General features: G+C 51.9%; 24 protein-coding genes and 1 pseudogene. 20 read left to right on the forward strand and 5 right to left on the reverse strand.

Annotated elements, in window-relative coordinates:
* Positions 1 to 27: 27 nt before the first annotated feature.
* From NNL21_RS27745 to NNL21_RS27755, 3 genes are all read left to right on the forward strand, one after another.
* Positions 28 to 924: a DUF8832 domain-containing protein gene (locus NNL21_RS27745; protein WP_256555529.1), complete on the forward strand. Its 897-nt coding sequence runs from the start codon at positions 28 to 30 to the stop codon at positions 922 to 924.
* Between the two features lie 78 nt (positions 925 to 1002).
* The gene (gene araD / locus NNL21_RS27750) at positions 1003 to 1698 is read left to right on the forward strand and encodes an L-ribulose-5-phosphate 4-epimerase (protein WP_305880987.1); all 696 of its coding nucleotides are present in this window, start codon (positions 1003 to 1005) and stop codon (positions 1696 to 1698) included.
* A 56-nt stretch (positions 1699 to 1754) separates the two neighbouring features.
* A complete protein-coding gene (locus NNL21_RS27755) occupies positions 1755 to 3431 on the forward strand; it encodes a ribulokinase (RefSeq protein WP_204820597.1) in 1677 nt (558 codons plus the stop codon).
* A gap of 83 nt (positions 3432 to 3514) precedes the next feature.
* Here the strand turns inward: NNL21_RS27755 and NNL21_RS27760 are convergent, their stop codons facing one another.
* Entirely contained in the window at positions 3515 to 4477 is a 963-nt protein-coding gene (locus NNL21_RS27760; protein ID WP_256555530.1) for a hypothetical protein, read from the reverse strand.
* A gap of 296 nt (positions 4478 to 4773) precedes the next feature.
* Here NNL21_RS27760 and NNL21_RS27765 point away from each other — a divergent pair, with 296 nt between their 5' ends.
* Positions 4774 to 5331, forward strand: a complete 558-nt coding sequence (locus tag NNL21_RS27765) for a guanylate kinase (RefSeq protein WP_204820599.1) — start codon at positions 4774 to 4776, stop codon at positions 5329 to 5331.
* Between the two features lie 96 nt (positions 5332 to 5427).
* Here NNL21_RS27765 and NNL21_RS27770 read toward each other — a convergent pair whose 3' ends face one another.
* Positions 5428 to 6036, reverse strand: coding sequence for a superoxide dismutase (locus tag NNL21_RS27770; RefSeq protein ID WP_256555538.1), 609 nt, complete (start codon positions 6034 to 6036; stop codon positions 5428 to 5430).
* 353 nt (positions 6037 to 6389) lie between these two features.
* Here NNL21_RS27770 and NNL21_RS27775 point away from each other — a divergent pair, with 353 nt between their 5' ends.
* The 10 genes from NNL21_RS27775 (at position 6390) to folE (ending at position 13226) form a co-directional block, all read left to right on the forward strand.
* Entirely contained in the window at positions 6390 to 6917 is a 528-nt protein-coding gene (locus NNL21_RS27775) for a general stress protein (protein WP_204820601.1), read from the forward strand.
* 20 nt (positions 6918 to 6937) lie between these two features.
* On the forward strand, positions 6938 to 7300 hold the full coding sequence (locus NNL21_RS27780) for a DUF2188 domain-containing protein (RefSeq protein ID WP_309145360.1): 363 nt from the start codon (positions 6938 to 6940) through the stop codon (positions 7298 to 7300).
* Positions 7301 to 7661: 361 nt separating this feature from the next.
* On the forward strand, positions 7662 to 8084 hold the full coding sequence (locus NNL21_RS27785; protein WP_204820602.1) for a GNAT family N-acetyltransferase: 423 nt from the start codon (positions 7662 to 7664) through the stop codon (positions 8082 to 8084).
* A 125-nt stretch (positions 8085 to 8209) separates the two neighbouring features.
* Positions 8210 to 8761, forward strand: a complete 552-nt coding sequence (locus tag NNL21_RS27790) for a DUF402 domain-containing protein (RefSeq protein WP_204820603.1) — start codon at positions 8210 to 8212, stop codon at positions 8759 to 8761.
* A gap of 93 nt (positions 8762 to 8854) precedes the next feature.
* On the forward strand, positions 8855 to 9424 hold the full coding sequence (gene lepB, locus NNL21_RS27795; RefSeq protein ID WP_204820711.1) for a signal peptidase I: 570 nt from the start codon (positions 8855 to 8857) through the stop codon (positions 9422 to 9424).
* Positions 9425 to 9442: 18 nt separating this feature from the next.
* The gene (gene rnhA / locus NNL21_RS27800; RefSeq protein ID WP_204820604.1) at positions 9443 to 9877 is read left to right on the forward strand and encodes a ribonuclease HI; all 435 of its coding nucleotides are present in this window, start codon (positions 9443 to 9445) and stop codon (positions 9875 to 9877) included.
* 136 nt (positions 9878 to 10013) lie between these two features.
* Positions 10014 to 11186: a tRNA epoxyqueuosine(34) reductase QueG gene (gene queG / locus NNL21_RS27805; protein WP_204820605.1), complete on the forward strand. Its 1173-nt coding sequence runs from the start codon at positions 10014 to 10016 to the stop codon at positions 11184 to 11186.
* 24 nt (positions 11187 to 11210) lie between these two features.
* Entirely contained in the window at positions 11211 to 12239 is a 1029-nt protein-coding gene (locus tag NNL21_RS27810) for an HD-GYP domain-containing protein (RefSeq protein WP_204820606.1), read from the forward strand.
* Between the two features lie 134 nt (positions 12240 to 12373).
* Complete coding sequence (locus NNL21_RS27815; protein ID WP_204820712.1) at positions 12374 to 12592, forward strand: YneF family protein; 219 nt, start codon at positions 12374 to 12376, stop codon at positions 12590 to 12592.
* A 40-nt stretch (positions 12593 to 12632) separates the two neighbouring features.
* Positions 12633 to 13226 carry a GTP cyclohydrolase I FolE gene (folE, locus tag NNL21_RS27820; RefSeq protein ID WP_204820607.1) on the forward strand — a complete coding sequence of 198 codons (594 nt, stop codon included), beginning with the start codon at positions 12633 to 12635 and terminating at the stop codon, positions 13224 to 13226.
* Positions 13227 to 13645: 419 nt separating this feature from the next.
* Here folE and NNL21_RS27825 read toward each other — a convergent pair whose 3' ends face one another.
* Both NNL21_RS27825 and NNL21_RS27830 read right to left on the reverse strand, forming a co-directional pair.
* On the reverse strand, positions 13646 to 15001 hold the full coding sequence (locus NNL21_RS27825) for a Fe-Mn family superoxide dismutase (protein ID WP_204820608.1): 1356 nt from the start codon (positions 14999 to 15001) through the stop codon (positions 13646 to 13648).
* 174 nt (positions 15002 to 15175) lie between these two features.
* The gene (locus tag NNL21_RS27830) at positions 15176 to 16300 is read right to left on the reverse strand and encodes an alpha/beta hydrolase (protein WP_256555532.1); all 1125 of its coding nucleotides are present in this window, start codon (positions 16298 to 16300) and stop codon (positions 15176 to 15178) included.
* A gap of 611 nt (positions 16301 to 16911) precedes the next feature.
* Here NNL21_RS27830 and NNL21_RS27835 point away from each other — a divergent pair.
* Entirely contained in the window at positions 16912 to 17400 is a 489-nt protein-coding gene (locus tag NNL21_RS27835; RefSeq protein ID WP_204820609.1) for a YfbM family protein, read from the forward strand.
* Positions 17401 to 17532: 132 nt separating this feature from the next.
* Here NNL21_RS27835 and NNL21_RS27840 read toward each other — a convergent pair.
* A pseudogene (locus NNL21_RS27840) lies at positions 17533 to 18215 on the reverse strand (beta/alpha barrel domain-containing protein); the annotation flags it as partial.
* A 296-nt stretch (positions 18216 to 18511) separates the two neighbouring features.
* Here NNL21_RS27840 and NNL21_RS27845 point away from each other — a divergent pair.
* Genes NNL21_RS27845 through NNL21_RS27865 form a run of 5 tightly spaced genes read left to right on the forward strand, consistent with a single transcriptional unit; the run spans position 18512 to position 21069 of the window.
* A complete protein-coding gene (locus NNL21_RS27845; protein ID WP_305880993.1) occupies positions 18512 to 18820 on the forward strand; it encodes a PadR family transcriptional regulator in 309 nt (102 codons plus the stop codon).
* Positions 18817 to 19164, forward strand: a complete 348-nt coding sequence (locus NNL21_RS27850) for a DUF1048 domain-containing protein (RefSeq protein ID WP_204820610.1) — start codon at positions 18817 to 18819, stop codon at positions 19162 to 19164. Before NNL21_RS27845 ends, NNL21_RS27850 begins: the two co-directional genes overlap by 4 nt.
* A gap of 12 nt (positions 19165 to 19176) precedes the next feature.
* Positions 19177 to 19527 (forward strand): DUF1048 domain-containing protein, encoded by a 351-nt coding sequence (locus NNL21_RS27855; RefSeq protein WP_204820611.1) that lies wholly within the window; start codon positions 19177 to 19179, stop codon positions 19525 to 19527.
* A 15-nt stretch (positions 19528 to 19542) separates the two neighbouring features.
* Positions 19543 to 20301: an ABC transporter ATP-binding protein gene (locus NNL21_RS27860; protein ID WP_204820612.1), complete on the forward strand. Its 759-nt coding sequence runs from the start codon at positions 19543 to 19545 to the stop codon at positions 20299 to 20301.
* Positions 20302 to 21069: an ABC transporter permease gene (locus NNL21_RS27865; RefSeq protein WP_204820613.1), complete on the forward strand. Its 768-nt coding sequence runs from the start codon at positions 20302 to 20304 to the stop codon at positions 21067 to 21069. It begins immediately after the preceding gene.
* The last annotated feature ends 100 nt before the right edge of the window (positions 21070 to 21169 follow it).

Below are 21169 nucleotides of genomic sequence, written 5' to 3' on the forward strand. Positions count from 1 at the left end.
ATGAAGCGGATTAGAGCGGGACTCCGAATGGCGCTGATCATCGCTGTGGTTCTAATCCTGTCCGGCCATTCGGGCTGCGGCATGGGTGGCGTAGGCCGGACAGTTACATCCTCAGATGCCGGCAGTGCGGCTGCCGAGGAAGGAGGCACCGACGCAGGTGGTCACAGTCACCATGGGATGTCGGCTCCGAAGCCGACTTCGGATGCGGCGGGTCATACAGCGGTTGGACAGGGTGCCAAGGCGATATGGACATGGATTGACGGGAAACCGAAGGCGGGCGAGGAAGCGCTTCTTCGTATTGCAATTGTCAGCGAAGAGGGTAAACTGGTGGATAAGCTGGATATCGGGCATGAGAAGAAGCTGCACCTGATCATCGTAAGCCGGGGTTTGTCGGAATTTATGCATCTACACCCCGTGGAGATGTCTGGCGGTGTGTTTGAGACCCGTATAACGTTCCCGGCAGGGGGCGACTACAAGCTGACCGCGGACTATATCCCGACTGGAATCGGCGCAACGACAAGCAGCAGCTGGGTTCAAGTGAAGGGCAAGGCGCAAGTGGAGCCGGTCCTTGCAGAGGATCGGATACTGGAACGCGCGGAGAATGGGGTTCGCGTTAGGCTGGCTTTTCATCATCAGCCACAGGCTGGGGAGGAAGCGGTCATGACGTTCTCGTTCGCGGAGAATGACGGAGAAGGGAAGCCGGTACGTGACTTGGAGCCTTATTTGGGTGCTGTCGGTCATGTGGTCATCATGGACAGCAACGCAGAGCATTATTTGCACGTACACCCGCTGGATGAGCAAAGCACAGGGCCTGAAGCCCAGTTTGCTACGACATTCCCGTCTATCGGAACCTACAAGGTTTGGGGACAATTTCAACGCGGCGGTTCTGTCTTCGTCGTTCCTTTTATCTTGAACGTCAAATAGGCGGAGAGCATTGCTTCATACCGCAATCTTGACCCGATAGGTGTATTGCTTCATTTCAAGAAAGGAGCCGAACAAAGGATGTTGGATGAATTAAAGCAATCGGTCTGGGAAGCCAACATGGACCTGCCCAAATATGGTTTGGTTACGTTCACATGGGGAAACGTGAGCGGTATTGACCGAGAGAGCGGTCTTATTGTGATTAAACCGAGCGGCGTTCCGTATGATGAGCTTCGCGCTGAACAGATGGTTGTCGTGGATATGGCTGGAAAAGTCGTAGAAGGCGATCTTCGTCCGTCTTCGGATACGCCGACGCATGCCGCGCTGTATCGCGCATTTCAAGGTATCGGTGGGATTGTACATACGCACTCCCCTTGGGCAACGAGCTGGGCACAAGCAGGACGTGCAGTTCCGGCACTCGGGACAACGCATGCGGACTATTATTATGGCGAAGTACCATGCACGCGTCCGATGACAGAGCAAGAAATTAATGGCGCATATGAGCTGGAAACTGGGCATGTCATTATTGAGACGTTCGAGAAGCGCGGCATCGATCCCAATCAGGTGCCTTCCGTGCTGGTGTTCAGTCATGCGCCGTTCTGCTGGGGCAAGGATCCGCATAATGCGGTCCATAACGCGGTCGTACTGGAAGAAGTGGCTAAGATGGCACTTCATACGTTCCAGCTCAATCCGGACGTGCAGCCCATGGATCAGAATTTGCTCGACCGCCATTATTTGCGCAAGCATGGGAACAATGCGTATTACGGACAAAGGTAAGCTGAAGATGATCATGCGGGGGTTAGCTTTAATCACTTATTAGGGGGAAGATTTGGATGAGCAGCAAGTTTGCAATCGGTGTCGACTATGGAACGGAATCGGGACGTGCGGTGCTTGTTAGACTGTCTGATGGTGCGGAGATTGCAGAACATGTGACCCCTTACCGTCACGGCGTTATTGATGAGAAGCTACCTGTAAGCGGATACAAACTGGAGCTCGACTGGGCCCTGCAGCATCCTGCGGATTATATCGAGGTACTGGAGACATCTGTACCGGCGGTCATGAAGGAAGCTGGCATTCACCCCAGCGAGGTAATCGGGCTTGGCATTGATTTTACGGCATGTACGATGCTTCCGGTGGATGAAGCCGGGCAACCTCTCTGCTATGATAAGACCCATGTGGATAATCCGCACAGCTGGGTAAAGCTGTGGAAGCACCATGCCGCGCAGGACGAGGCGAATCTGATCAACAAGCTTGCCGCCGAGCGGGGCGAGAAGTTTCTGCTCCGTTATGGAGGTAAGATTTCCTCGGAATGGATGATTGCGAAGGCATGGCAAATTTTAGACGAGGCGCCTGAAATCTATGACGCGGCAGATAAGTTCGTTGAAGCGGCCGACTGGGTCATCGGTCAAATGACCGGCAGCATCGTGCGCAACAGCTGTACAGCCGGTTATAAGTCGATTTGGCATAAACAGGAGGGGTATCCAAGCTCGGATTTCTTCAAGACGCTGGATACGCGGCTTGAGCAGCTGGCTGAAACGAAGCTGCGCGGCGACGTGCTTCCTCAAGGCTCCAAAGCTGGCGAGTTAACCGCGGCTATGGCAGAGCGAATGGGCTTATCGGCTGGAACGGCGATTGCTGTCGGCAATATTGACGCGCATGCCGCCGTGCCTGCGGTCGGCGTCGTTACGCCGGGCAAGCTTGTCATGGCCATGGGAACCTCGATCTGCCATCTGCTGCTCAGCACAGAGGAGAAGACGGTTGAAGGCATGTGCGGCGTTGTAGAGGATGGCATCGTTCCGGGCTATTTCGGCTATGAAGCGGGACAGTCCGCTGTTGGAGATATTTTTGCCTGGTTTGTGGATGAGTCTGTACCGGCATATGTTACCGAGACGGCGAAGCAAGAGGGCATCGGCGTGCATGAGTGGCTGGAGAAACATGCGGCCGAGCTGAAGCCGGGCGAATCCGGTGTACTCGCGCTTGACTGGTGGAACGGCAATCGCTCCGTGCTCGTGGACACGGATTTGACGGGCGTGTTCGTCGGGTTGTCGCTGCTGACGAAGCCGCAGGAGATGTATCGTGCGCTGCTGGAAGCGACCGCTTTCGGTACGCGGAAGATCGTCGAAGCATTCCAAGATAATGGTGTAACGGTCGAAGAGCTCTACGCCTGCGGCGGGCTGCCGCAGAAAAACCGCCTCCTGATGCAGATCTACGCGGATATAACCAATCGCGAAATTAAGATTGCCGCCTCCAAACAGACGCCGGCACTTGGTGCAGCTATGTTCGGAGCTGTTGCCGCAGGCGCATCAGCCGGAGGTTATGAAACAATCGTCGATGCCGCGCAGAGCATGGCTCGCATCAGGGAAGAAACCTTCAAGCCAATTCCCGAGAACGTTACGGTGTACGATAAATTGTATGCGGAATATAATGCGCTGCATGATTATTTCGGACGGGGCGCCAATGATGTGATGAAGCGGCTGAAGGCGATTAAAGAGCAAGCGGGTATGAACTAATCCATATTCTCATAAATACGAAGGTCCAGCGGCAGAAGGATATCCTCTGCAGCTGGACCTTCGTTGTGTAATGCCCTTAACGGTTAATCCGGTGTATGTTCTTCTGAGGTTTCCTCATCAGACCGGTAATCATCGTAATCAACGAATTGCGATTCCTGATCTTCAGGCAGCGATCCCAGTTGTTCCTGGTCTTCACGAGGAGTGCCGGAAACAGTTAATTGCAGCGATACTGCATCGCCTGGTTGAAGAGGGAAGTTAAGCAGGTTAACTGGAATTGGTCTGCCGTTAAGACGCAAGATGTAATTCACGCTTCCGCCAATGACCACGCCGTTAACGGCTACGATCTGACCGCCGGGTCCAAAACGGACGACGCCTGTTGCGGCAAGCGCTTGGAAAATAGTTATTCCAGGGAAAAATCTAGTCGTGTACGAATTCGTCACCCATGGGAAGAACGGACCGCCGTTGATGACTACCGTTACAAAGCGCGGGAACGGCCCCGGTCCAGGGAATGGCGGTATCGGCACTGGGAACGGGAACGGAAATGGAAACGGGAATGGCGGGGGAGGCGGCGGGAATGGTCCCGGCCCCGGCGGGAATGGCCCCGGTCCTGGCGGGAATGGCCCCGGTCCTGGCGGGAATGGCCCCGGCCCTGGCGGGAATGGCCCCGGCCCTGGCGGGAATGGCCCCGGCCCTGGCGGGAATGGCCCCGGCCCCGGCGGGAATGGCCCCGGCCCTGGCGGGAATGGCCCCGGCCCTGGCATCGGCCCTGGCCCTGGCATCGGCCCCGGTCCTGGCATCGGCCCCGGTCCTGGCATCGGCCCCGGTCCTGGCATCGGCCCTGGTCCTGGCATCGGTCCTGGTCCTGGCATCGGCCCTGGTCCTGGCACCGGCCCTGGCCCTGGCATCGGCCCCGGTCCTGGCATCGGCCCCGGTCCCGGCATCATGCCGCGCGGTCCGCCACAGCCGCAATCGCCGCCAGCTCTTGCTGCGCGGGTTCCGGTATAGCCTTCCGGAATTAAGCCAGCATGATATGGATTAAACCACATGTGCTCAATCTCCTTTAACGTAGCAGATTGGGTAAACGTCTCGATCCAGTGTATGCGGCATCCGCCCATCTCGTGTATGGCGATTTTGTAGGGAGCACCTCTACCAGAGGCTATAAATACCTGCTAAAAGCTTCATTTGCAGCAGAAATCGTGAAACAGGAATTTCTCAACCGTATGTCGAATATATACGGTGTTCCCAGGACTTTGTACCCTAGGGGCAGCAAGCATCAGTCTCGTTTGCAACTGGAATGCCGCAAGCAATCCATCACGTTGTCTTGGAGAAGGAGGCGTTCACGATGGCTGGACCATTCATTTTTATATTTACAGGCACGAGCGGGTCAGGAGGACAAACAATCGCTCACCGGATCGGCAGCGAGCTGGGAACCCCTTATATCCGTTTGTGCACGACGCATTCTCCGTATGGACAAGAAGGACGGGAGCAGGATTATGAGTACATTTCTCAAGAGGTATTCGATGCGTTGGAGCAGGACGGGGAATTTGTTCTGACCGCTACCATCCATGAGGAACGCTATGGTATTCTGCGGAAGGAGCTGGAGAAGCCGCTGCGGGAAGGGCGTCATGTTTATCTCAATCTAGATCGGAATGGCGCTTCCGCGCTAAAAAAACGGTATGGTGAGCGTGTGGTGCGATTGTTTCTCTATGTCGACAAGCTAACGCTCCGGGAACGGCTGGAGGCAAACGGAGAGGCAGAGGATAGCATCGGTAGCTATTTGGCGCAGCATGCGGAAGAGTTCGAGTATCGAAAGCAGTGCGAGCATGTAATCGAAATCGACCAAATGGAATTGAATCGCACGCTGGGACAGATCCGGACGGCCCTACAATCCCACCTTTAATGCACAATTCAAACAATAACAAATAAAAACAGGCGCGGGTCGATTCATCGACCCGCGCCTGTTCCATATTGCAAATCGTTAACCGTTTAGCGAGTCTTACTTCGCTGCGTCGTAACGTTTGCCAACTTCGTCCCAATTTACAACATTCCAGAACGCTGCAATGTAGTCAGGACGTTTGTTTTGATATTTCAGATAGTAGGCATGCTCCCACACGTCCAGACCAAGCAGAGGCGTGTCGCCTTCCATGATTGGGCTGTCTTGGTTAGGCAGGCTGTATACTTTCAGTTTACCGTTGCTAAGAGCAAGGAACGCCCAGCCGCTGCCGAAACGGGTCGTAGCTGCTTTAGCGAAATCGGCTTTGAACTGCTCGAGGCCGCCAAGCTCACTGTCGATTGCTGCAGCAAGTGCGCCGGAAGGTGCGCCGCCTGCGTTCGGGCCGATTGTTTCCCAGAACAAGCTGTGGTTCGCGTGGCCGCCGCCATTGTTGCGAACGGCTGTACGGATGGCTTCAGGAACGCTATTCAGATCCGCGATCAACGCTTCGACCGACTTGTCTTGAAGCTCAGGAGCGGACTCCAGTGCAGCATTCAGGTTCGTTACGTACGTATTATGGTGACGGTCGTGGTGAATTTCCATCGTTGTTGCATCGATATGCGGCTCAAGCGCATTGTTTGGATAAGGCAAAGCTGGTAATTGATGTGCCATCATTAACAACCTCCTAAGTAGTATGTAAAGATTCAATACCATTATCTCTGTTTTTTGATAATAAATCAACATTTATGTTTGGAAAGTCGGTCTGATGCCGACTACCGAACTAGAATATCCGCACATCTGAACTTTTATGCAGCAGAGGCGAGCTTCGTTTACCCCTTATTTTATTAAACAGTAAACCGCTTGTCTAATCAGCGTTGGTTACCGGGAAATAGGAAACAGCAGATGAGCGATTCATAGTGAAGAACTAGTGGTAAAGGTAAGCAAGCTTGACCTCTGATTAACCGAATGTCTGAAGCTTTAACGTTCTTATTCGCTTTCGAAGACTAAACGAGGAGGTAATGAACATGAGCACAAGACAAAAAATCGTAGGTGTATTTGATACGTATCAGGGTGCTATCAATGCAATAGAAGGTTTGAAGCAGCAGGGCTATGCATCGGATGAAATATCCGTCATTGCCAAGGACAAGGATGATGTTGAAGAAGTGACGGAAAGCACGGTGACAAAAGCTGCCGAAGGATTGACTGCAGGTGCGGCTACTGGAGGTGTTCTGGGAGGGGTGACCGGGCTGTTAGCAGGCATTGGCGCGCTTGCCATACCAGGTATCGGTCCGATTCTCGCTGCAGGTCCGATCGCTGCCACAATTACGGGTGCGGCTGTAGGCGCGTGGACGGGAGGCCTGGTTGGCGGGCTCATCGGAATGGGCATTCCAAGAGAGGAAGCCGAGCGATATGATGAATATGTGAGAAGCGGTCGCATACTCGTCATGGTCGATGCCGACAGCCAGCGGGATCAATATGCCTATGAAACGTTCCGCGCGCATAAATCGGAGAACTCCGATTTATATGACAACGAGCGTGTCACACGTCCTTAATAGAAGGCAGGAGGGATCATATGCCTTGGACAAAATCAGATTATCCGGACTCGCTTAAAAATTTCGAGCCGAGAGTACGTAATAAAGCGGTAGAGATTGCTAATGCCCTTCTTGATGATGGCTATGAAGAAGGGCGGGCGATCGCAATCGCTACGGCTCAGGCTAAGGAATGGGACGAGAATCATCCGGACCATCGTCACAATCATGGAAAGAAGGTGCCCGGCGCCGATCGTCACTTGCATGTCGTCCCCCATGATGGACAATGGGCCATCAAGAGGGAAGGGATAGACGAGCCGAAGGAGTTGTTCGCTACCAAGGCGGATGCAGTGGAGAAGGCACAGCAATTGGCGTCGGATGGTCAGTGCGATTATTCACCGGCGTGACGGCACCGTGGAAACCTCTCATAATTATCGGTAAATTAATTCAGTCAGCCTAAGGCACAGCGTATAACGCTGTGCTTTTTTTATCTTGTCCCGAATAGAAATAGATACAAAGGTAGGTTTATATTTTATTCCTAATCTTATAAGATAGGAATGAGTGTTATAGGTCGCCATACCTGGTCGAAGAAACCAATTGAAGCAGGATTCGACATGAAAGCGCTTATAATGAAGCGCTTTCAGCAGTATTATAGAGATTTATTGAATTTTTTAAGGTTTTTTTAAGGTTTTAGAAGGAATTCGATTCAATTTGTCGTATTATTAACTTTATCTAAAAATATGATACTGCGAATGAGAGGTTTGAATCATGCACGTTCGTTCCTTCCAGCTGTCCGACTACCGGCCTGTAACGCAACTTTTAGAAACGGTTTTATCAGAAGAGTGCTATGAACAGACGATGGAGGCTTTTGCCCGCCAGCTGTCCTGGGACAGCGAGCTGGTATTGGTCGCATTGGCTAAAGATGAGATTGTCGGGATGATTATCGGTACGATTGATGACAATAAAGGGTACTACTATCGTGTGGCGGTTCATCCTGGCTATCAGCGTCAGGGTATCGGCAAAGCGTTGATCCGTTCGCTGAAGCAGCGGTTTGAGCAGCGGAAGGTTTCGAAAATCATGATTACGGCAGACGAGCATAATGAGCCGATTCTTTCCCTCTATGAATCGCTCGGCTATGCGGCAAACGACTTTTTTAGGTCGTTTCAGAAGCTAAGTATCGTCGCCGGTTAAGTGATCAATCATTTGTTTTTTAAGAAGCATGTCTGGGCTCGCCATTGATTTTGGCGGACGGATGTGCTTTTCTTATTAGTATGGGTAAGAAAATTAAGAAATTTCTGTAGGAGCACGGCAACTTTATGGAATACTTTCATCCTTGCGTCATTAAGAGCTTTAAGCATGACGGCCATTTGCACCGGATGTGGCTGAAGAACTGGGTGGTGCCGGATTCGCTGCTCCTTCCGGAGCACGCCGCGGAATCCATGCATGTCATCGTAAACGAGCAAACGCCGATACAGGAAGCGGACGGAACGCAGTGGATTAGCCGTGTACCTGCGGTTTCCTTCTTTATCCCGGGGCAGTGGTACAACGTCGTTGGTCTAATGGAGGATCAGGGAACGCGTTATTACTGTAACATGGCGTCGCCGCCTTTTCTTGGTGAGGGCGTCCTGACTTACATCGACTACGATCTCGATGTGATTCTGCCATGTGGAGGAGAAGCGCATATCGTCGATCAAGATGAATATGAGCAGCATAAAGTCATGTATCATTATTCAAAAGAAGTGCAGCAGAAGGTGCAGGAGGGCTTACAATCGCTGATGGCACGAATCGAGCTTATGGAAGCACCATTTGATCAGATAGCTGTCGCATATTATTATGAGGCATGGCACAAACATATGGGCGAGGTGTGACATCATATGACTAAGATTTCGGATTCGCTGCCGGAGGCTGAACAGGGTCCAATCGGACCCCGTAAGCGTTCAGGGGCGGCGTCAAAGCCAAGGATGCCAAAACCCGATAAGCCAGAGAAGCCGGGGCGACCCGCGCCGAGGTGGGCTTCTGAGCTGTGGGATTGGACAAGGACCTTGTCGATTGCGCTGACAGTCGTGCTGCTGCTTCACTTCTTCGTGTTCAATTTGTCCACGGTAGAAGGGCAATCGATGGAGCCGACGCTGTATGAGGGTGAATGGTTATTCGTTAATAAGATTTCGTATTTAATTGGTGATCCAGACCGCGGGGAAGTCGTTATACTCAAGGATCCTACGGACCGGCTGGAGAAGAAAGAATTTTTGGTCAAACGAGTCGTTGGAGTGCCGGGCGATACCATTGAAATTCGCGAGGGGCAGCTGTACCGCAACGGTGAGCTTATCGTTGAACCGTATACGGATACGATTATCGATGATCTGGATTATGGCCCCTATAAGGTTGATGAGGGCATGTATTTTGTAATGGGTGATAACCGGCATGCCCGGGCAAGCCTGGACAGCCGCTCTTTCGGCGCGGTATCGCAGGACTTGATTCGCGGTAGAGCGGATTTTATATTATGGCCTATCGCCAAACTGAACGCATTATAGCGTTGGAGGTTATGTAGATTGAAGGATGTAGTTATCTATACGGATGGCGCGTGCTCCGGCAATCCGGGACCGGGCGGCTATGGAGCGGTGCTGTTTTACGGTGGACATAAGAAGGAAATATCAGGCGGAGATGCAGCCACGACGAATAACCGGATGGAAATCCGGGCAGTAATCGAAGCGCTTCAGCTGCTCAAGGAGCCTTGCAAGGCGACAGTACACAGCGACTCCGCGTATGTCGTCAATTGCTTTCAACAGAACTGGATTCGCGGCTGGCTGCGCAACGGGTGGAAGAACAGCAAAGGGCAGCCCGTGGAGAACCAAGACCTGTGGCAGGCGCTCTGGGCGCTTATGCAGAAGCATACCGTCGAATATGTGAAAGTAAAGGGCCACAGTGATAATGAATGGAACAACCGATGCGACGAGCTCGCACGTGAAGCGATCAAGCGGCTCTAAATAAGAGCGAATCAAGCTTCCGAAGCGAGTTTTGTTCCGAAGCGAACTCAAGAAGCATAGCTTCACAAAACTTAAGCTTATGCTTCCGAAGCAAACTCAAGAAGCATAGCTTCACAAAACTTTAAGGAGGATTCGTATGGATAGTCAACCGGCTTGGGAGAAGCTGAAAGCGGAGATGAAAGCCGCTGCAGAGAGCCTCGGTATCGATAAGATCGGAGTGGCGTCAGCGGATCCCTTCACGGAGATGAAGCAGCGTCTGCTGCGCCATCGGGAGCTTGGCCGTGAATCCGGCTTCGAAGAGCCGGACCTTGATAAGCGGACTGAGCCTGGGCTGCTCTTCGACAATCCGCAATCCATCATAGCGATTGCGATTGCCTATCCATCCAAGCTTCAGGATGCGCCGAAATCCGTTCCTGGCGAAAGACGCGGCATCCTCTCCCGATCCTCCTGGGGAACGGATTACCATGCGGTGCTTCGCAATCGGCTCGCGCGGCTGGAGACTTGGCTGCGTGAACGCGTTCCTGATTTTCGGGCTGAGAGTATGGTGGATACGGGCGCACTCGTCGATCGGGCAGTAGCGCAGCGCGCGGGGATCGGCTGGAGCGCCAAAAACTGCGCGATTATTACGCCAGAATGGGGCTCGTGGGTTTATCTGGGTGAAATGATTACGAACCTTCCGCTGCCGCCGGATGTTCCGGTGACGGAGGGCTGCGGCGACTGCACCGCGTGCATCGATGCCTGTCCGACAGGGGCTCTCGTCGGCCCTGGCCAGCTCGATGCACAGCGGTGTATTTCATTCATTACCCAGACGAAGGGCATTGTTGAGGATGAAATGATGCGTAAGATTGGCAACCGGTTATATGGCTGCGATACCTGTCAGGTCGTATGTCCGGAGAACAAAGGGAAGAATTGGACCCATCAGCCTGAGCTGCAGCCGGATGCTGAGAAGGTGAAGCCGCTGCTGATCCCGCTGCTATCCATGGGCAATCGGGCGTTCAAGGAGGCCTATGGCGACAGCTCCTCGGCTTGGCGCGGGAGAAAGCCGATCCAACGCAATGCCGTTATCGGACTTGGCAACTTTAAGGATCCAAGCGGTATTCCGGCAATAACGGCGGTCTTGAAGGAGGATCCGCGCTTCGAGCTGCGCGCGACAGCGGCATGGTCGCTAGGCCGAATTGGCGGAGCTACGGCCGCAGCCGTATTGCAACAGGCAGCAGAGCACGAGCAGGATGATCGCGTGCGGGAAGCAATCGAGAAGGCTCTTCAATCGGATGCCATCCTGGGTAAGAAGGAGAAGCCGCGCGGATAGTTCATAGATAGTGGGGGTGCGACCTTGAGGGTTGTCGATATTGAAACGGTCGAACCTGGACATTATTTGGGCAAGACCATCTATGCGATGAATGGTACGGTTCTGTTGTCCGCGGGAGTTCAGCTAACGGTCTATATGATTAACACGCTGAAGCGGATCGGCGTGACGAGTATCTATATCAAGGACCCGCTCACTGAGGATATCGAGCTTGAGGAAATTCTTAGTGAGGAAACGAAGCGCGCGCTTATACGCAATATGTCGGAGACGATGAATGAAATTCGTTCCGGCAAGCCGTTCAACTCCCGCTCGCTCAGTCTTGCTGTGGATGACTTATTGGAAGATGTGCTGCAGCATCGGGAGGTACTCATTCAATTGAATGAAATCCGTACCCAGGATAATGCGGAGTTCGTCCATGCGATGAACGTATGCATGGTAGCGACGCTTGTGGGCCTCAATATGGACTTGAACGCCCAGCAGCTGAAGGAGCTCGCGACGGGCTCCCTGCTGCATGATGTGGGTAAGGCCATAGCAGCGAAAGCCGGGGAAGGGGACACCCCGCGTCATCATGCATGGCTGGGATTCGAGCTGTTGAAGGCTAGACGTGAGCTCAGCTTGCTGATTGCACACGTTGCCCTGCAGCATCACGAGCATACCGACGGGACAGGAGCACCCCGCGGCCTGGTTGGAGATCAGATCCATCTATACTCCCGGATCGTGGCGGTAGCCAATATGTACGATAACCTGCTTCAGCAGGAATCGGATGGCAGATTCATTCTCCCGCATGATGCATGCGAGCGAATGCTGGCCATGTCGGGCAAGGAGCTCGATCATGAGGTGCTTGTCCATTTTATGCAGATTGTGTCGCTATACCCCAATGGTATCTCGGTACGGCTTTCGACGCGGGAAACCGGGGTCGTGGTTGGCCAGCACCGGGGACTGCCTGGCAGGCCCGTAATCCGGCTGCTCGCCAAGGAAGGCGAGAATCATTCGGAGAGCCGTGAGATCGATTTGGCGAAAACCCCGACGGTGTTTATCGAGCAGGTGCTCAGCTAAATTAGCGTGATTGCGGCTTCGCTGGCAGAGGAATAAAAGAGTGTTGAACCGATTGCTCGCAAGCATCGGACATGCTATGATAAGATGCAAGTTTGAACAATTACAGTAAGGTATGGTGATCGGTAATGAGTGTCATGTGGGCAGTTATTCTTGCGATTGTAACGCTTATCCTGGGAGCCGTTGGCGGTTTCTTCATCGGCGTATTCTATTTGCGCAAACAGTTGGAGCGTATGCAGAGCGATCCAGAGATGCTGCAAAAAATGGCGAAACAAATGGGCTACAATATGAATAAACAGCAGCTGCAAAAAGCGCAGCATATGATGAAAAATCAAAAACCAGGCGGGCGCAGGTAACTTTCGCATACGCGCTGGCGTAGAGAAGGGGGCGAACGAAATGGCGGGCAAGAAAGATTACGTCAATTCAATCGTTTCGGATAATCGCGAGCAAATCGAACATCACGTGAAAGAGATATTGAGGCTGATCGGAGAGAACCCCGGACGGGAAGGGCTGCTGGAAACACCGGCCCGCGTAACCCGGATGTACGAAGAAATCTTCGGCGGCTACGATGTTGATCCGCGTGAAGTGCTGGGCGTGACGTTCGACGAACAGCATGAAGAACTCGTCATCGTGAAGGATATCGTGTATTATAGCCAGTGCGAGCACCATATGGCGCCATTCTTCGGCAAAGCGCATATCGGTTATATCCCGAGCGGCAAAATCGCCGGATTGAGCAAGCTGGCACGTCTGGTCGAGGCGATTACGCGCCGTCTGCAGGTGCAGGAGCGCATAACGTCGCAAATCGCGGATATTCTGGACGAGGTACTGGTTCCTCACGGTGTTATGGTTGTTGTCGAAGGCGAGCATCTGTGCATGTGCGCACGCGGCGTGAAGAAGCCGGGCAGCAAGACGGTTACATCGGCCGTACGCGGCGAATTCCGCAAGAGCGCGGCACTCCGCTCGGAGTTCCTGGCGCTGTTGAAGCAGTAAACAAGCGATAAGACCGCTGCTCCTTTATTGGGGCGGCGGTCTTTTTTTTGGGCATGTGGTTCCATTAGCAGCTGTGAGGCTAAAGGTCGGTTCAGCGGGTGCTGCCAGTGGAAAGGGGTAACTTAATGAGGTGAAAAATCGTCAATTAATCAGAGGATCGGAATATCGCATATAGGCATTTTGATTCATATCAAGATTAAGGGTATATATGCAAAAATAATAAGAGGTTTTGTGTAGTGGAACAACGATTGAAGTGTGAAAACAAAGATAAAATCAGTGTGATAAGGCATATTAATAATAATGTTCATAAAGTTGTTACCATGCAAATTATTAACATAAGTCCGCTCCGCGTTCTACGTAATGTAGAATATGGAAGCGGACTTATATGCAGTTAAATAAATGCAATTTTTTATTAAGGATCAATAAGGTTCCCATACCAGCTTGCTCGCCTCTTGGAAGCGGTCGTTAACGTAAGGCCAATTCACAACATTCCACCAGCTGGCAATATAATCGGGGCGTTTGTTCTGATGCTTCAAATAATAGGCGTGCTCCCATACATCGAGCGGGAGAATCGGAACGATATCCCATTGCGATAAGTTCTGATGCTTCTCGGCAGTCAGAATTTCAAGCCGTCGGCTCCGCGGACTCCAGACGAGTATCGCCCAGCCGCCTCCCTCAACTTTTTCGGCTGCTTGACTGAATTGTTTCTTGAACGCTTCGTAGCTTCCGAAGTCTTTCTTGATCTGCTGAGCCAACGGTCCGACAGCGGCCCCTCCACCCTTAGGCGACATGACATTCCAGAATAAAGTATGCAGGTAATGACCTGCGCCGTTGAAAGCAAGCTCGCGCTCCCAATGCTTCACCAAATCGAAATTGCCTGTCTCCCGTGCCTTCTCCAGCTCTTTCTCTGCTTTGTTCAAACCGTCGACATAGCTTTGGTGATGCTTGTCATGATGGATACGCATAGTCATCGTGTCAATGTATGGCTCTAGCGCATCATAGGAATAGGGCAGCGGAGGCAAGATATGGCCGCCGATAGGGACAGAGACGACCGGTGCACGTTCGCTGCCATCCCAGAACCAGGCATCATCATCTACAGCGTCAAAGCGGCTCTCTGCGGCCTCCTCATCTGTATTGGCCTCTGGACCTTGATCTGGACCTGCTGCATCCGAGCCCTCAAGGGCATTCTCCTCCGCAGAGTCGGAGCCTTCCCCGCTACCCTGCTGGTCTTGAGAGGCTTCGAGGCGGGCACCGCTGTACTCGCCGGGTATGTCTTCATGTCCGGATTCGTTTGGTTCATCTGCCTGTGCCTGCATTTCGGCGGCCGCCGATATGTCTTCTTCCCCGTCGGATCGCGGCTCAAGTAAAGTGGCGAGAACGTTGAGGAAGTACTCGGACTCGCGGATAATGTGCTTGATGACGGTAACGCCAATCGGGCTTCCGGCAACAGCAGGACTGACCGTGAGAAGCGCTGTAAGCTGCTCTACAAACGTGCGGGACTGCTTCGCGGATATTTGCAGCAGAGCGTCGGTCTGAGCCTGAAAACCGGGCGGCAGGGCGTTAGGATCCGGCAGGGCTGATGTGATCAGCTGATCCGCCATATGTTCCGTCCGGGCAAAGACAGGCTCCCAAGCTTGGAGCATGGCCGCGTAGGGCAGCTCCAGGTTGGGTACAATCTGCCGGATGACGACGGTATGTTCCTTCTCCTGCGTTTTCCAGAAGCGTATTTCCTCTAAGAGTCTAAGCGGCATATAGGATCCATATACGAGTAACAAGTCGTCGTAAGCCTCCTTTCTGCTCATCAACGTGAGGTGTGTTTGCGGTTTTGGTCCGGCATGCCAAAAAGCCGCCCGGAGACCGGACGGCTTCATAAATTCAATCCTATGCCGAAGTGCATCCTTTACTAGATGTATTCGGGCAGCTTGGGCGCTATGTCGTGAATCGGCCGGTTAAATATCCGACTTTCGGGCAGCATCCACTTGGCTGAGGAATAAGGCAGCACGCTGGATGTATTCCTTGGGATGGGATTGGAACAGCAGCTCATGCTTGCCTCCATCAACAATCCACTCCCGCGAGAGCGGGTTGAATTGACCGGATGCAATATGCTTGGCGGTTTCTACAGGCGCTTTAGCATCCTCAGTTCCGTGCATGATGAATGTCGGAATTGAGTAGGCGGTTTCCAGCACCTGCTTGGAAGGGATGTTGTTGAAGGTCGTACCCGTCCAGAAAGGCAGCATCCATTCGATCAAAGGAAGCGACGGATAGCGCGGCAGGTCTAAATGCTGGCGGACGTTGCTGAACAGTGACTCGGGGCTTGGAAGAAACAAGCTGTCAAGAATCATCGCATCAATTTGATCGGTTTGAAGTGCGGCTTGCAGGGCCGTTCCTGCGCCCATGGAGAAGCCCCATACGATAAGCTCTTCCGCTCCTTGCGAGCTCGCGTAGTCGACAGCGGCCAGCAGCTGTTTGGATTCCTCTAAGCCGCCGGTTGCCGGGGAACGGTCTTCTGTGGATGCATATCCGTAATCGAACATTAAGACATTGTATTGGAGACGATGTAACAGTCCGGCAAGCTCATACATGGGAACCCATGTCTCTTCGCGATTAGCGCCGTATCCATGGCTGAAGACCACCGTACGTTTGGATGGATTGGCAGCAAGCGCGGCTGTTGCGGCGGTTTGCTGGGCAGGATTCGTACCGGCCGTCTCAATTGCACGGCCAGGCTTGGGTCCGCCTGATTCAGATGCGGGTATATACCAGCCGTGAACGGTCGTTTTTCCGCTCCGGCTCGGAAATGAGACATCCGTATAGTTAAGTCCTTTGGCTAGCATAGGATTAGATGTAAGGGGTGCGACATAAGGATGCGCAATTATCCATGCGACATATCCATGAAAGGCAAGTCCGGCAAACAGCAGCATCGCCGTAAAGGCGGAAAGAATTGCGAGAGCCGTATGCTTACGGCGTGAGCTTATGAACCGGTTGTCCGCAGGCTGCGGAGATGGCTCAGGGGTAGGCAGTAATCCGGGAGTATAGCTCCCGCCGACAGGCAGCATTGGTGCAGTGATCGTGCTCATGATGGAGTCCCCCTAAATTGTAAGCGCTTCAAATAGTTCTATACTCCTATCGTATGGGTTACGGGCTGGCCTGTCAATGTATGTCGAGATAATGTTAACGTCCTGTAATATAGCTGTAAAATATGACTGGTGCTGCGAGGAAGGCAATTCTCAATACTTTTAAAATTAGATGAGCGTAAGCACCGCTCGGAGCGTCAAGTGATCGCAGCCCGGTGAGCCCTGGCTTCTCCGGTCGCGGACGGATGGGGTGTCGCGCACCGGCGAAGCAGGCGAGGGGACATCGGTGAAGGGCGCCGAAAACGCCGCTCGTACTAAAGATGTGTTATTAAGCTAAGGCAGTTTACAATAACAGTGGCTGGAACTTTTTGGGGCTAAAATTCGTCATTATGGTAGAAGTGGTGGGAGGATTAATTAATGAAAATTGCCTTAAAAATTCTATGTATAGCGTGCGGGTTATATCTGTTTTATGAGGGCTATAGCACATATACATTCAGTGCAAGAAGCCCTGACGGCAACATGGGGATAATGTTCCTTGAAATACACAATTCCCGGATGTTACATTTTGATAGGGCAGTATAGTCACTACTAAAAATGGAAAGAAGGCTGACAACATGGGAATGCGTGGATATTACTTTACTATGGATGACAGCCTGGTGCAGCAAATCGCAGCAGGCGACATTGCATTGAAGAGTTTGAAAATAGACGATTATCCCGGACTGGACATTGATAGATCCTGGGAGGCGATTCACTACTTGATTTGTGGAGATATTTCCGATGGAGAGTCCCCCCTTGGCTATGTTGTTCCACTGACGTCAGACAAAGGCATCGATTTTGGCTCATTCGGGGCGTTTTCCTTACGCGCCGAGCAAGTTGCAGAAGCACTTCAGGCTATGTCTGAGCTGGATGAAGCGCAGCTCCGCTTGCGGTATGATTTCCCGGCCATGGTCAAGGACGAGGTATATCCTCTTGAGCCTGACACTGTTTCAGACGAGGATGAGGACGAGTTCTTTGCCTACATGCTTCAGCATTTTAACGAAATCCGGCGTTTCTACAGCCAAACTGTAGCCGAGGGCAAAGGTCTCATCTTCTATATTTTCTGATTCCAATAAATTGAATCATCGCAAGTGGCAAAAAAAATCATTACATAGGCTCATGGGATTCCTCACCTAACTTCATATTATTGGACAAAAGAAACGACCCCGAGCTTAGTAAAGTTCGGGGTCGTGAAACGTTTATTTAGTGGAGGCTTCATAAATGTCTTGAATGGATTTGGAAAGCACCGCGTTGAACTCATCATCGGTTTGCCCGGCGGTGAGATCCTGCGATAAAGCACGTGAGAAGCTCGCGATCAATCCGTGATTTTGTGCCAGCTTTTCGTTTGCTTCCGCTTGCGAATAGCCGCCTGACAAAGCGACAATCCGTACAACGTGCGGGTCCTTCATCAGATCGCTGTAGAAATTGTTTTCCGTCGGTATGGAAAGTTTAAGCATGACCTTCGCGTCTTTTTCGAGGGCGGATAATTGAGCGAAAATTTCGTCCTTCAACAGTTTTTCCGATGCTATCTTATCCGCGCTGTAAATATCCACTTCCGGCTCAATGATCGGAACCAGTCCCATCTCCACGATTTGCTTCCCGATGGCAAACTGCTGCTCAACGACTTTTTTGATTCCGGCAGGATTGGCTTCTTTGATCAGCGAGCGCATTTTCGTTCCGATGATGTTTCGTTCAACCGCCCGCTTCAGAAGGTCGTTTAAATCAGAGATCGGTTTCATGAGCTGAACCCCGTCTTCCAGATCGGCAAGCCCTTCAAAATGTACCGGGAATCAAACGCGGGACTTTTAATAATGCGCGTTCTCATCTTATGAACCATGGCATACATCTCTTCTTCATTGGAATAGCTCGAATTTTGAACGCCCCTGCTTCCTGAGATTGACCTAAATTAAGGTGATGAAATCCTGCGAATGAGTGAGCATATGCGTTAAACCTTAATACCAAGGGACGGGAAACGATAGTGAAGGAGTTTGCTACATGGCAGCTCCTCTGTTCCAATGAAGTAACGGGGGCAGCATAGTTGAAAATGTATAATTCGTGTCAGAGCAAATGCTATTGACAGACCAACTACTACGTGTTACTCTATAGCAGTAGTAAGTAACACTTGATACCAGTCATACAGAATAGCAAGGGGTGATTGTGCTGGAAAACCTAACGGAAATGCTCAAAGGCGTGCTTGAGGGCTGTGTCCTTGAAATTATAAGCCGCAACGAAACCTACGGCTACGAAATCACGCGGCGGCTAAACGCCCTCGGCTTCACAGATGTTGTGGAGGGAACGGTGTACACGATCCTGATCCGGCTTGAAAAAAACAAGCTGGTGGAGATCACCAAGAAGCCCTCCGACATGGGACCGCCGCGGAAGTTTTTTGCGATCAACGACGCGGGCCGCGAGGAGCTTCGGAAGTTCTGGGAAAAATGGGAATTCGTCTCATCGAAAATGCACGAGTTAAAGGAGAGAGAACGATGAATTTTTGGGAAAAGATTACCGGCAGCGACATGACTAAAGATTTCAAAACTTTTGAATCGCGAGCCAAAAAGCTGCCGGCTGATTATCAAGCGGCATGGGATAAAATTAAGGCCAATCTTTGGCAGCACTCGGATTTTACCGGTCGCAACCTCATGCCCATTCTTGACGGCGTGCTTGGCTTGCTCGAAGAAACGGCGGCGGACGGTCAGAGTGTCCAAGAGGTCTTGGGTGACGATATCAAAGGCTTCTGTTCAGCGCTAGCCGGCGAAGAAGGGGCAAAGTCATATCGCGACAAATGGCGCGAGCAACTCAACAATAATATCGCTAAAAAACTAGGTAAATAGGAGGAAGATAAAATGAGAATACGAGATATCATCGAAGGCAAAAAGGAGTGGCGAGCACACGTGGCGCGTGTCAAAGCGCTCCCGCAAGATTATCAGATTGTTTATAAAGAAATTCAAAAATATCTCTTTAAGGTCGGCCCTGTTGAGCTAACTGAAGGGACGGGTTTGCTCTCGGGGATTATCGATCTTTTTGAAGAGGGTGCGGCCTTGGGGAAAGGCGTGCTCGAAGTGACGGGCAGTGACGTAGCGGCTTTCTGCGACGATCTAATTAAAGATTCAAAAACTTACGCTGACATCCATCAAGAATCTGTTGACCAAGAAGTTAACAAGGCCATGAAAAAGGTTACGGATAAAACAAAGTAAAAGGGGGATATCGGGGTGGAAAAAGCAATTGAAGTGAAAGGTCTGCGAAAGTCTTTCAAGGACACAGAAGTCCTAAAGGGCGTCGATTTTGAAGTGAAGCGAGGTGAGATTTTCGCCCTGCTTGGCTCCAACGGCGCGGGCAAGACGACGATTGTCAGAATCCTCACCACTCTGCTCAAACAGGACGGCGGCACCGCCACCGTAAATGGATTTGACGTCGCGTCAAAACCCGAGAATGTGCGGCATGCGATCAGTCTGACCGGGCAATTTGCCGCCGTGGACGAGATATTGACGGGGCGAGAAAATCTGATCATGATTGCCAAGCTGCGGCATCTGGATCATCCGCGTCAAGTTGCTGACGATTTGCTGAAACGTTTCGGTTTAACGGATGCCGCCGACCGTAAGCCATCTACTTATTCGGGTGGTATGCGCCGCAGGCTCGATATCGCTTTGAGCCTCGTGGGCAAACCGCAGGTCATTTTCCTCGACGAGCCAACCACAGGGCTTGACCCTGAGGCACGTATCGAGGTTTGGAAGATTGTAAAGGAGCTTGCCGAAGGCGGCACGACGGTATTCCTGACCACGCAGTATTTAGAGGAAGCTGAGCAGCTTGCCAACCGAATTTCCATTTTGCACGAGGGTAGAATTATCGCCAGCGGCACGCTCGCGGAGCTGAAACAGCTGTTCCCGAAAGCTAAGGTAGAGTATGTTGAAAAACAGCCGACATTGGAGGAAATATTCCTCGCAATCATTGGTAAAAGGGAGGCCATATAAATGGAGGCAAAAAACTTTTTTTTCAGCGATATGAGCGTGATGCTCGGACGTTCCATGCGCCATATTGTCCGCAGTATGGACACCATCTTCACCGTCTGTCTTACTCCGATTGCCATGATGCTGCTGTTCGTGTATGTGTTTGGCGGCGCAATCGAAACCGGTACGGATAACTATGTGAACTTCCTGTTGCCTGGCATACTGCTTATGGCGATTGCCAGCGGGGTGGCCTACGTGGCTTACCGCCTCTTCTTGGATAAGCAACGGGGTATCATTGAGCGGTTCCACTCCATGCCGATTGCGCGTTCCACTGTGCTGTGGGGGCACGTGCTGACCTCGGTGGTATCCAACATCATTTCTGTTGTCGTCATCATTCTCGTAGCGCTCATTATGGGCTTTCGCTCGTCGGCAGGGGTACTGTCTTGGTTTGCCGTAGCCGGTATACTCGTGCTGTTTACACTGGCTTTGACTTGGGTCGCGGCCATTGCCGGACTATCCGCAAAAACGGTGGAAGGAGCAAGCGCCTTTTCCTATCCGTTAATCTTCCTGCCATTCATCAGCTCGGCGTTTGTGCCGACCGAGACGATGCCGTCAGTCGTACGCGCCTTTGCTGAAAACCAGCCGGTGACGTCTATCGTAGAGACCATCCGTGCACTATTATCAAATCAACCGGTAGGCAATGATATCTGGGTCGCTTTAGCGTGGTGCTTAGGGATAATGATCGTTGCATATCTATTTGCGGTGCGCGCATACAAACGGAATGCAGCTTAGTGAAGTGATGATCTAGTACTCCTTTTATATCGAAGTAAGGGGCATTAAAGATAACCAGGGAGCAGACTGCCACGGGTGGACTGTTCTCTTTTTTATTGAA

This window comes from Paenibacillus mendelii, from assembly GCF_024498075.1.
Classification (GTDB): Bacteria; Bacillota; Bacilli; order Paenibacillales; family Paenibacillaceae; genus Paenibacillus_Z; species Paenibacillus_Z mendelii.

Bases quoted from the DNA above. Each gene is read 5' to 3' on its own strand.
- NNL21_RS27780 (WP_309145360.1), top strand. From the start codon at position 6,938: ATGCCTTGGACAAAATCAGATTATCCGGACTCGCTTAAAAATTTCGAG.
- NNL21_RS27845 (WP_305880993.1), top strand. From the start codon at position 18,512: ATGCTCAAAGGCGTGCTTGAGGGCTGTGTCCTTGAAATTATAAGCCGC.
- NNL21_RS27865 (WP_204820613.1), top strand. From the start codon at position 20,302: ATGGAGGCAAAAAACTTTTTTTTCAGCGATATGAGCGTGATGCTCGGA.
- NNL21_RS27790 (WP_204820603.1), top strand. From the start codon at position 8,210: ATGGAATACTTTCATCCTTGCGTCATTAAGAGCTTTAAGCATGACGGC.
- NNL21_RS27785 (WP_204820602.1), top strand. From the start codon at position 7,662: ATGCACGTTCGTTCCTTCCAGCTGTCCGACTACCGGCCTGTAACGCAA.
- araD (WP_305880987.1), top strand. From the start codon at position 1,003: ATGTTGGATGAATTAAAGCAATCGGTCTGGGAAGCCAACATGGACCTG.
- NNL21_RS27765 (WP_204820599.1), top strand. From the start codon at position 4,774: ATGGCTGGACCATTCATTTTTATATTTACAGGCACGAGCGGGTCAGGA.
- folE (WP_204820607.1), top strand. From the start codon at position 12,633: ATGGCGGGCAAGAAAGATTACGTCAATTCAATCGTTTCGGATAATCGC.
- queG (WP_204820605.1), top strand. From the start codon at position 10,014: ATGGATAGTCAACCGGCTTGGGAGAAGCTGAAAGCGGAGATGAAAGCC.
- NNL21_RS27770 (WP_256555538.1), bottom strand. From the start codon at position 6,036: ATGGCACATCAATTACCAGCTTTGCCTTATCCAAACAATGCGCTTGAG.
- NNL21_RS27755 (WP_204820597.1), top strand. From the start codon at position 1,755: ATGAGCAGCAAGTTTGCAATCGGTGTCGACTATGGAACGGAATCGGGA.
- NNL21_RS27850 (WP_204820610.1), top strand. From the start codon at position 18,817: ATGAATTTTTGGGAAAAGATTACCGGCAGCGACATGACTAAAGATTTC.
- NNL21_RS27745 (WP_256555529.1), top strand. From the start codon at position 28: ATGGCGCTGATCATCGCTGTGGTTCTAATCCTGTCCGGCCATTCGGGC.
- NNL21_RS27815 (WP_204820712.1), top strand. From the start codon at position 12,374: ATGTGGGCAGTTATTCTTGCGATTGTAACGCTTATCCTGGGAGCCGTT.
- NNL21_RS27760 (WP_256555530.1), bottom strand. From the start codon at position 4,477: ATGTGGTTTAATCCATATCATGCTGGCTTAATTCCGGAAGGCTATACC.
- NNL21_RS27855 (WP_204820611.1), top strand. From the start codon at position 19,177: ATGAGAATACGAGATATCATCGAAGGCAAAAAGGAGTGGCGAGCACAC.
- NNL21_RS27775 (WP_204820601.1), top strand. From the start codon at position 6,390: ATGAGCACAAGACAAAAAATCGTAGGTGTATTTGATACGTATCAGGGT.
- NNL21_RS27830 (WP_256555532.1), bottom strand. From the start codon at position 16,300: ATGAGCACGATCACTGCACCAATGCTGCCTGTCGGCGGGAGCTATACT.
- NNL21_RS27835 (WP_204820609.1), top strand. From the start codon at position 16,912: ATGGGAATGCGTGGATATTACTTTACTATGGATGACAGCCTGGTGCAG.
- lepB (WP_204820711.1), top strand. From the start codon at position 8,855: ATGCCAAAACCCGATAAGCCAGAGAAGCCGGGGCGACCCGCGCCGAGG.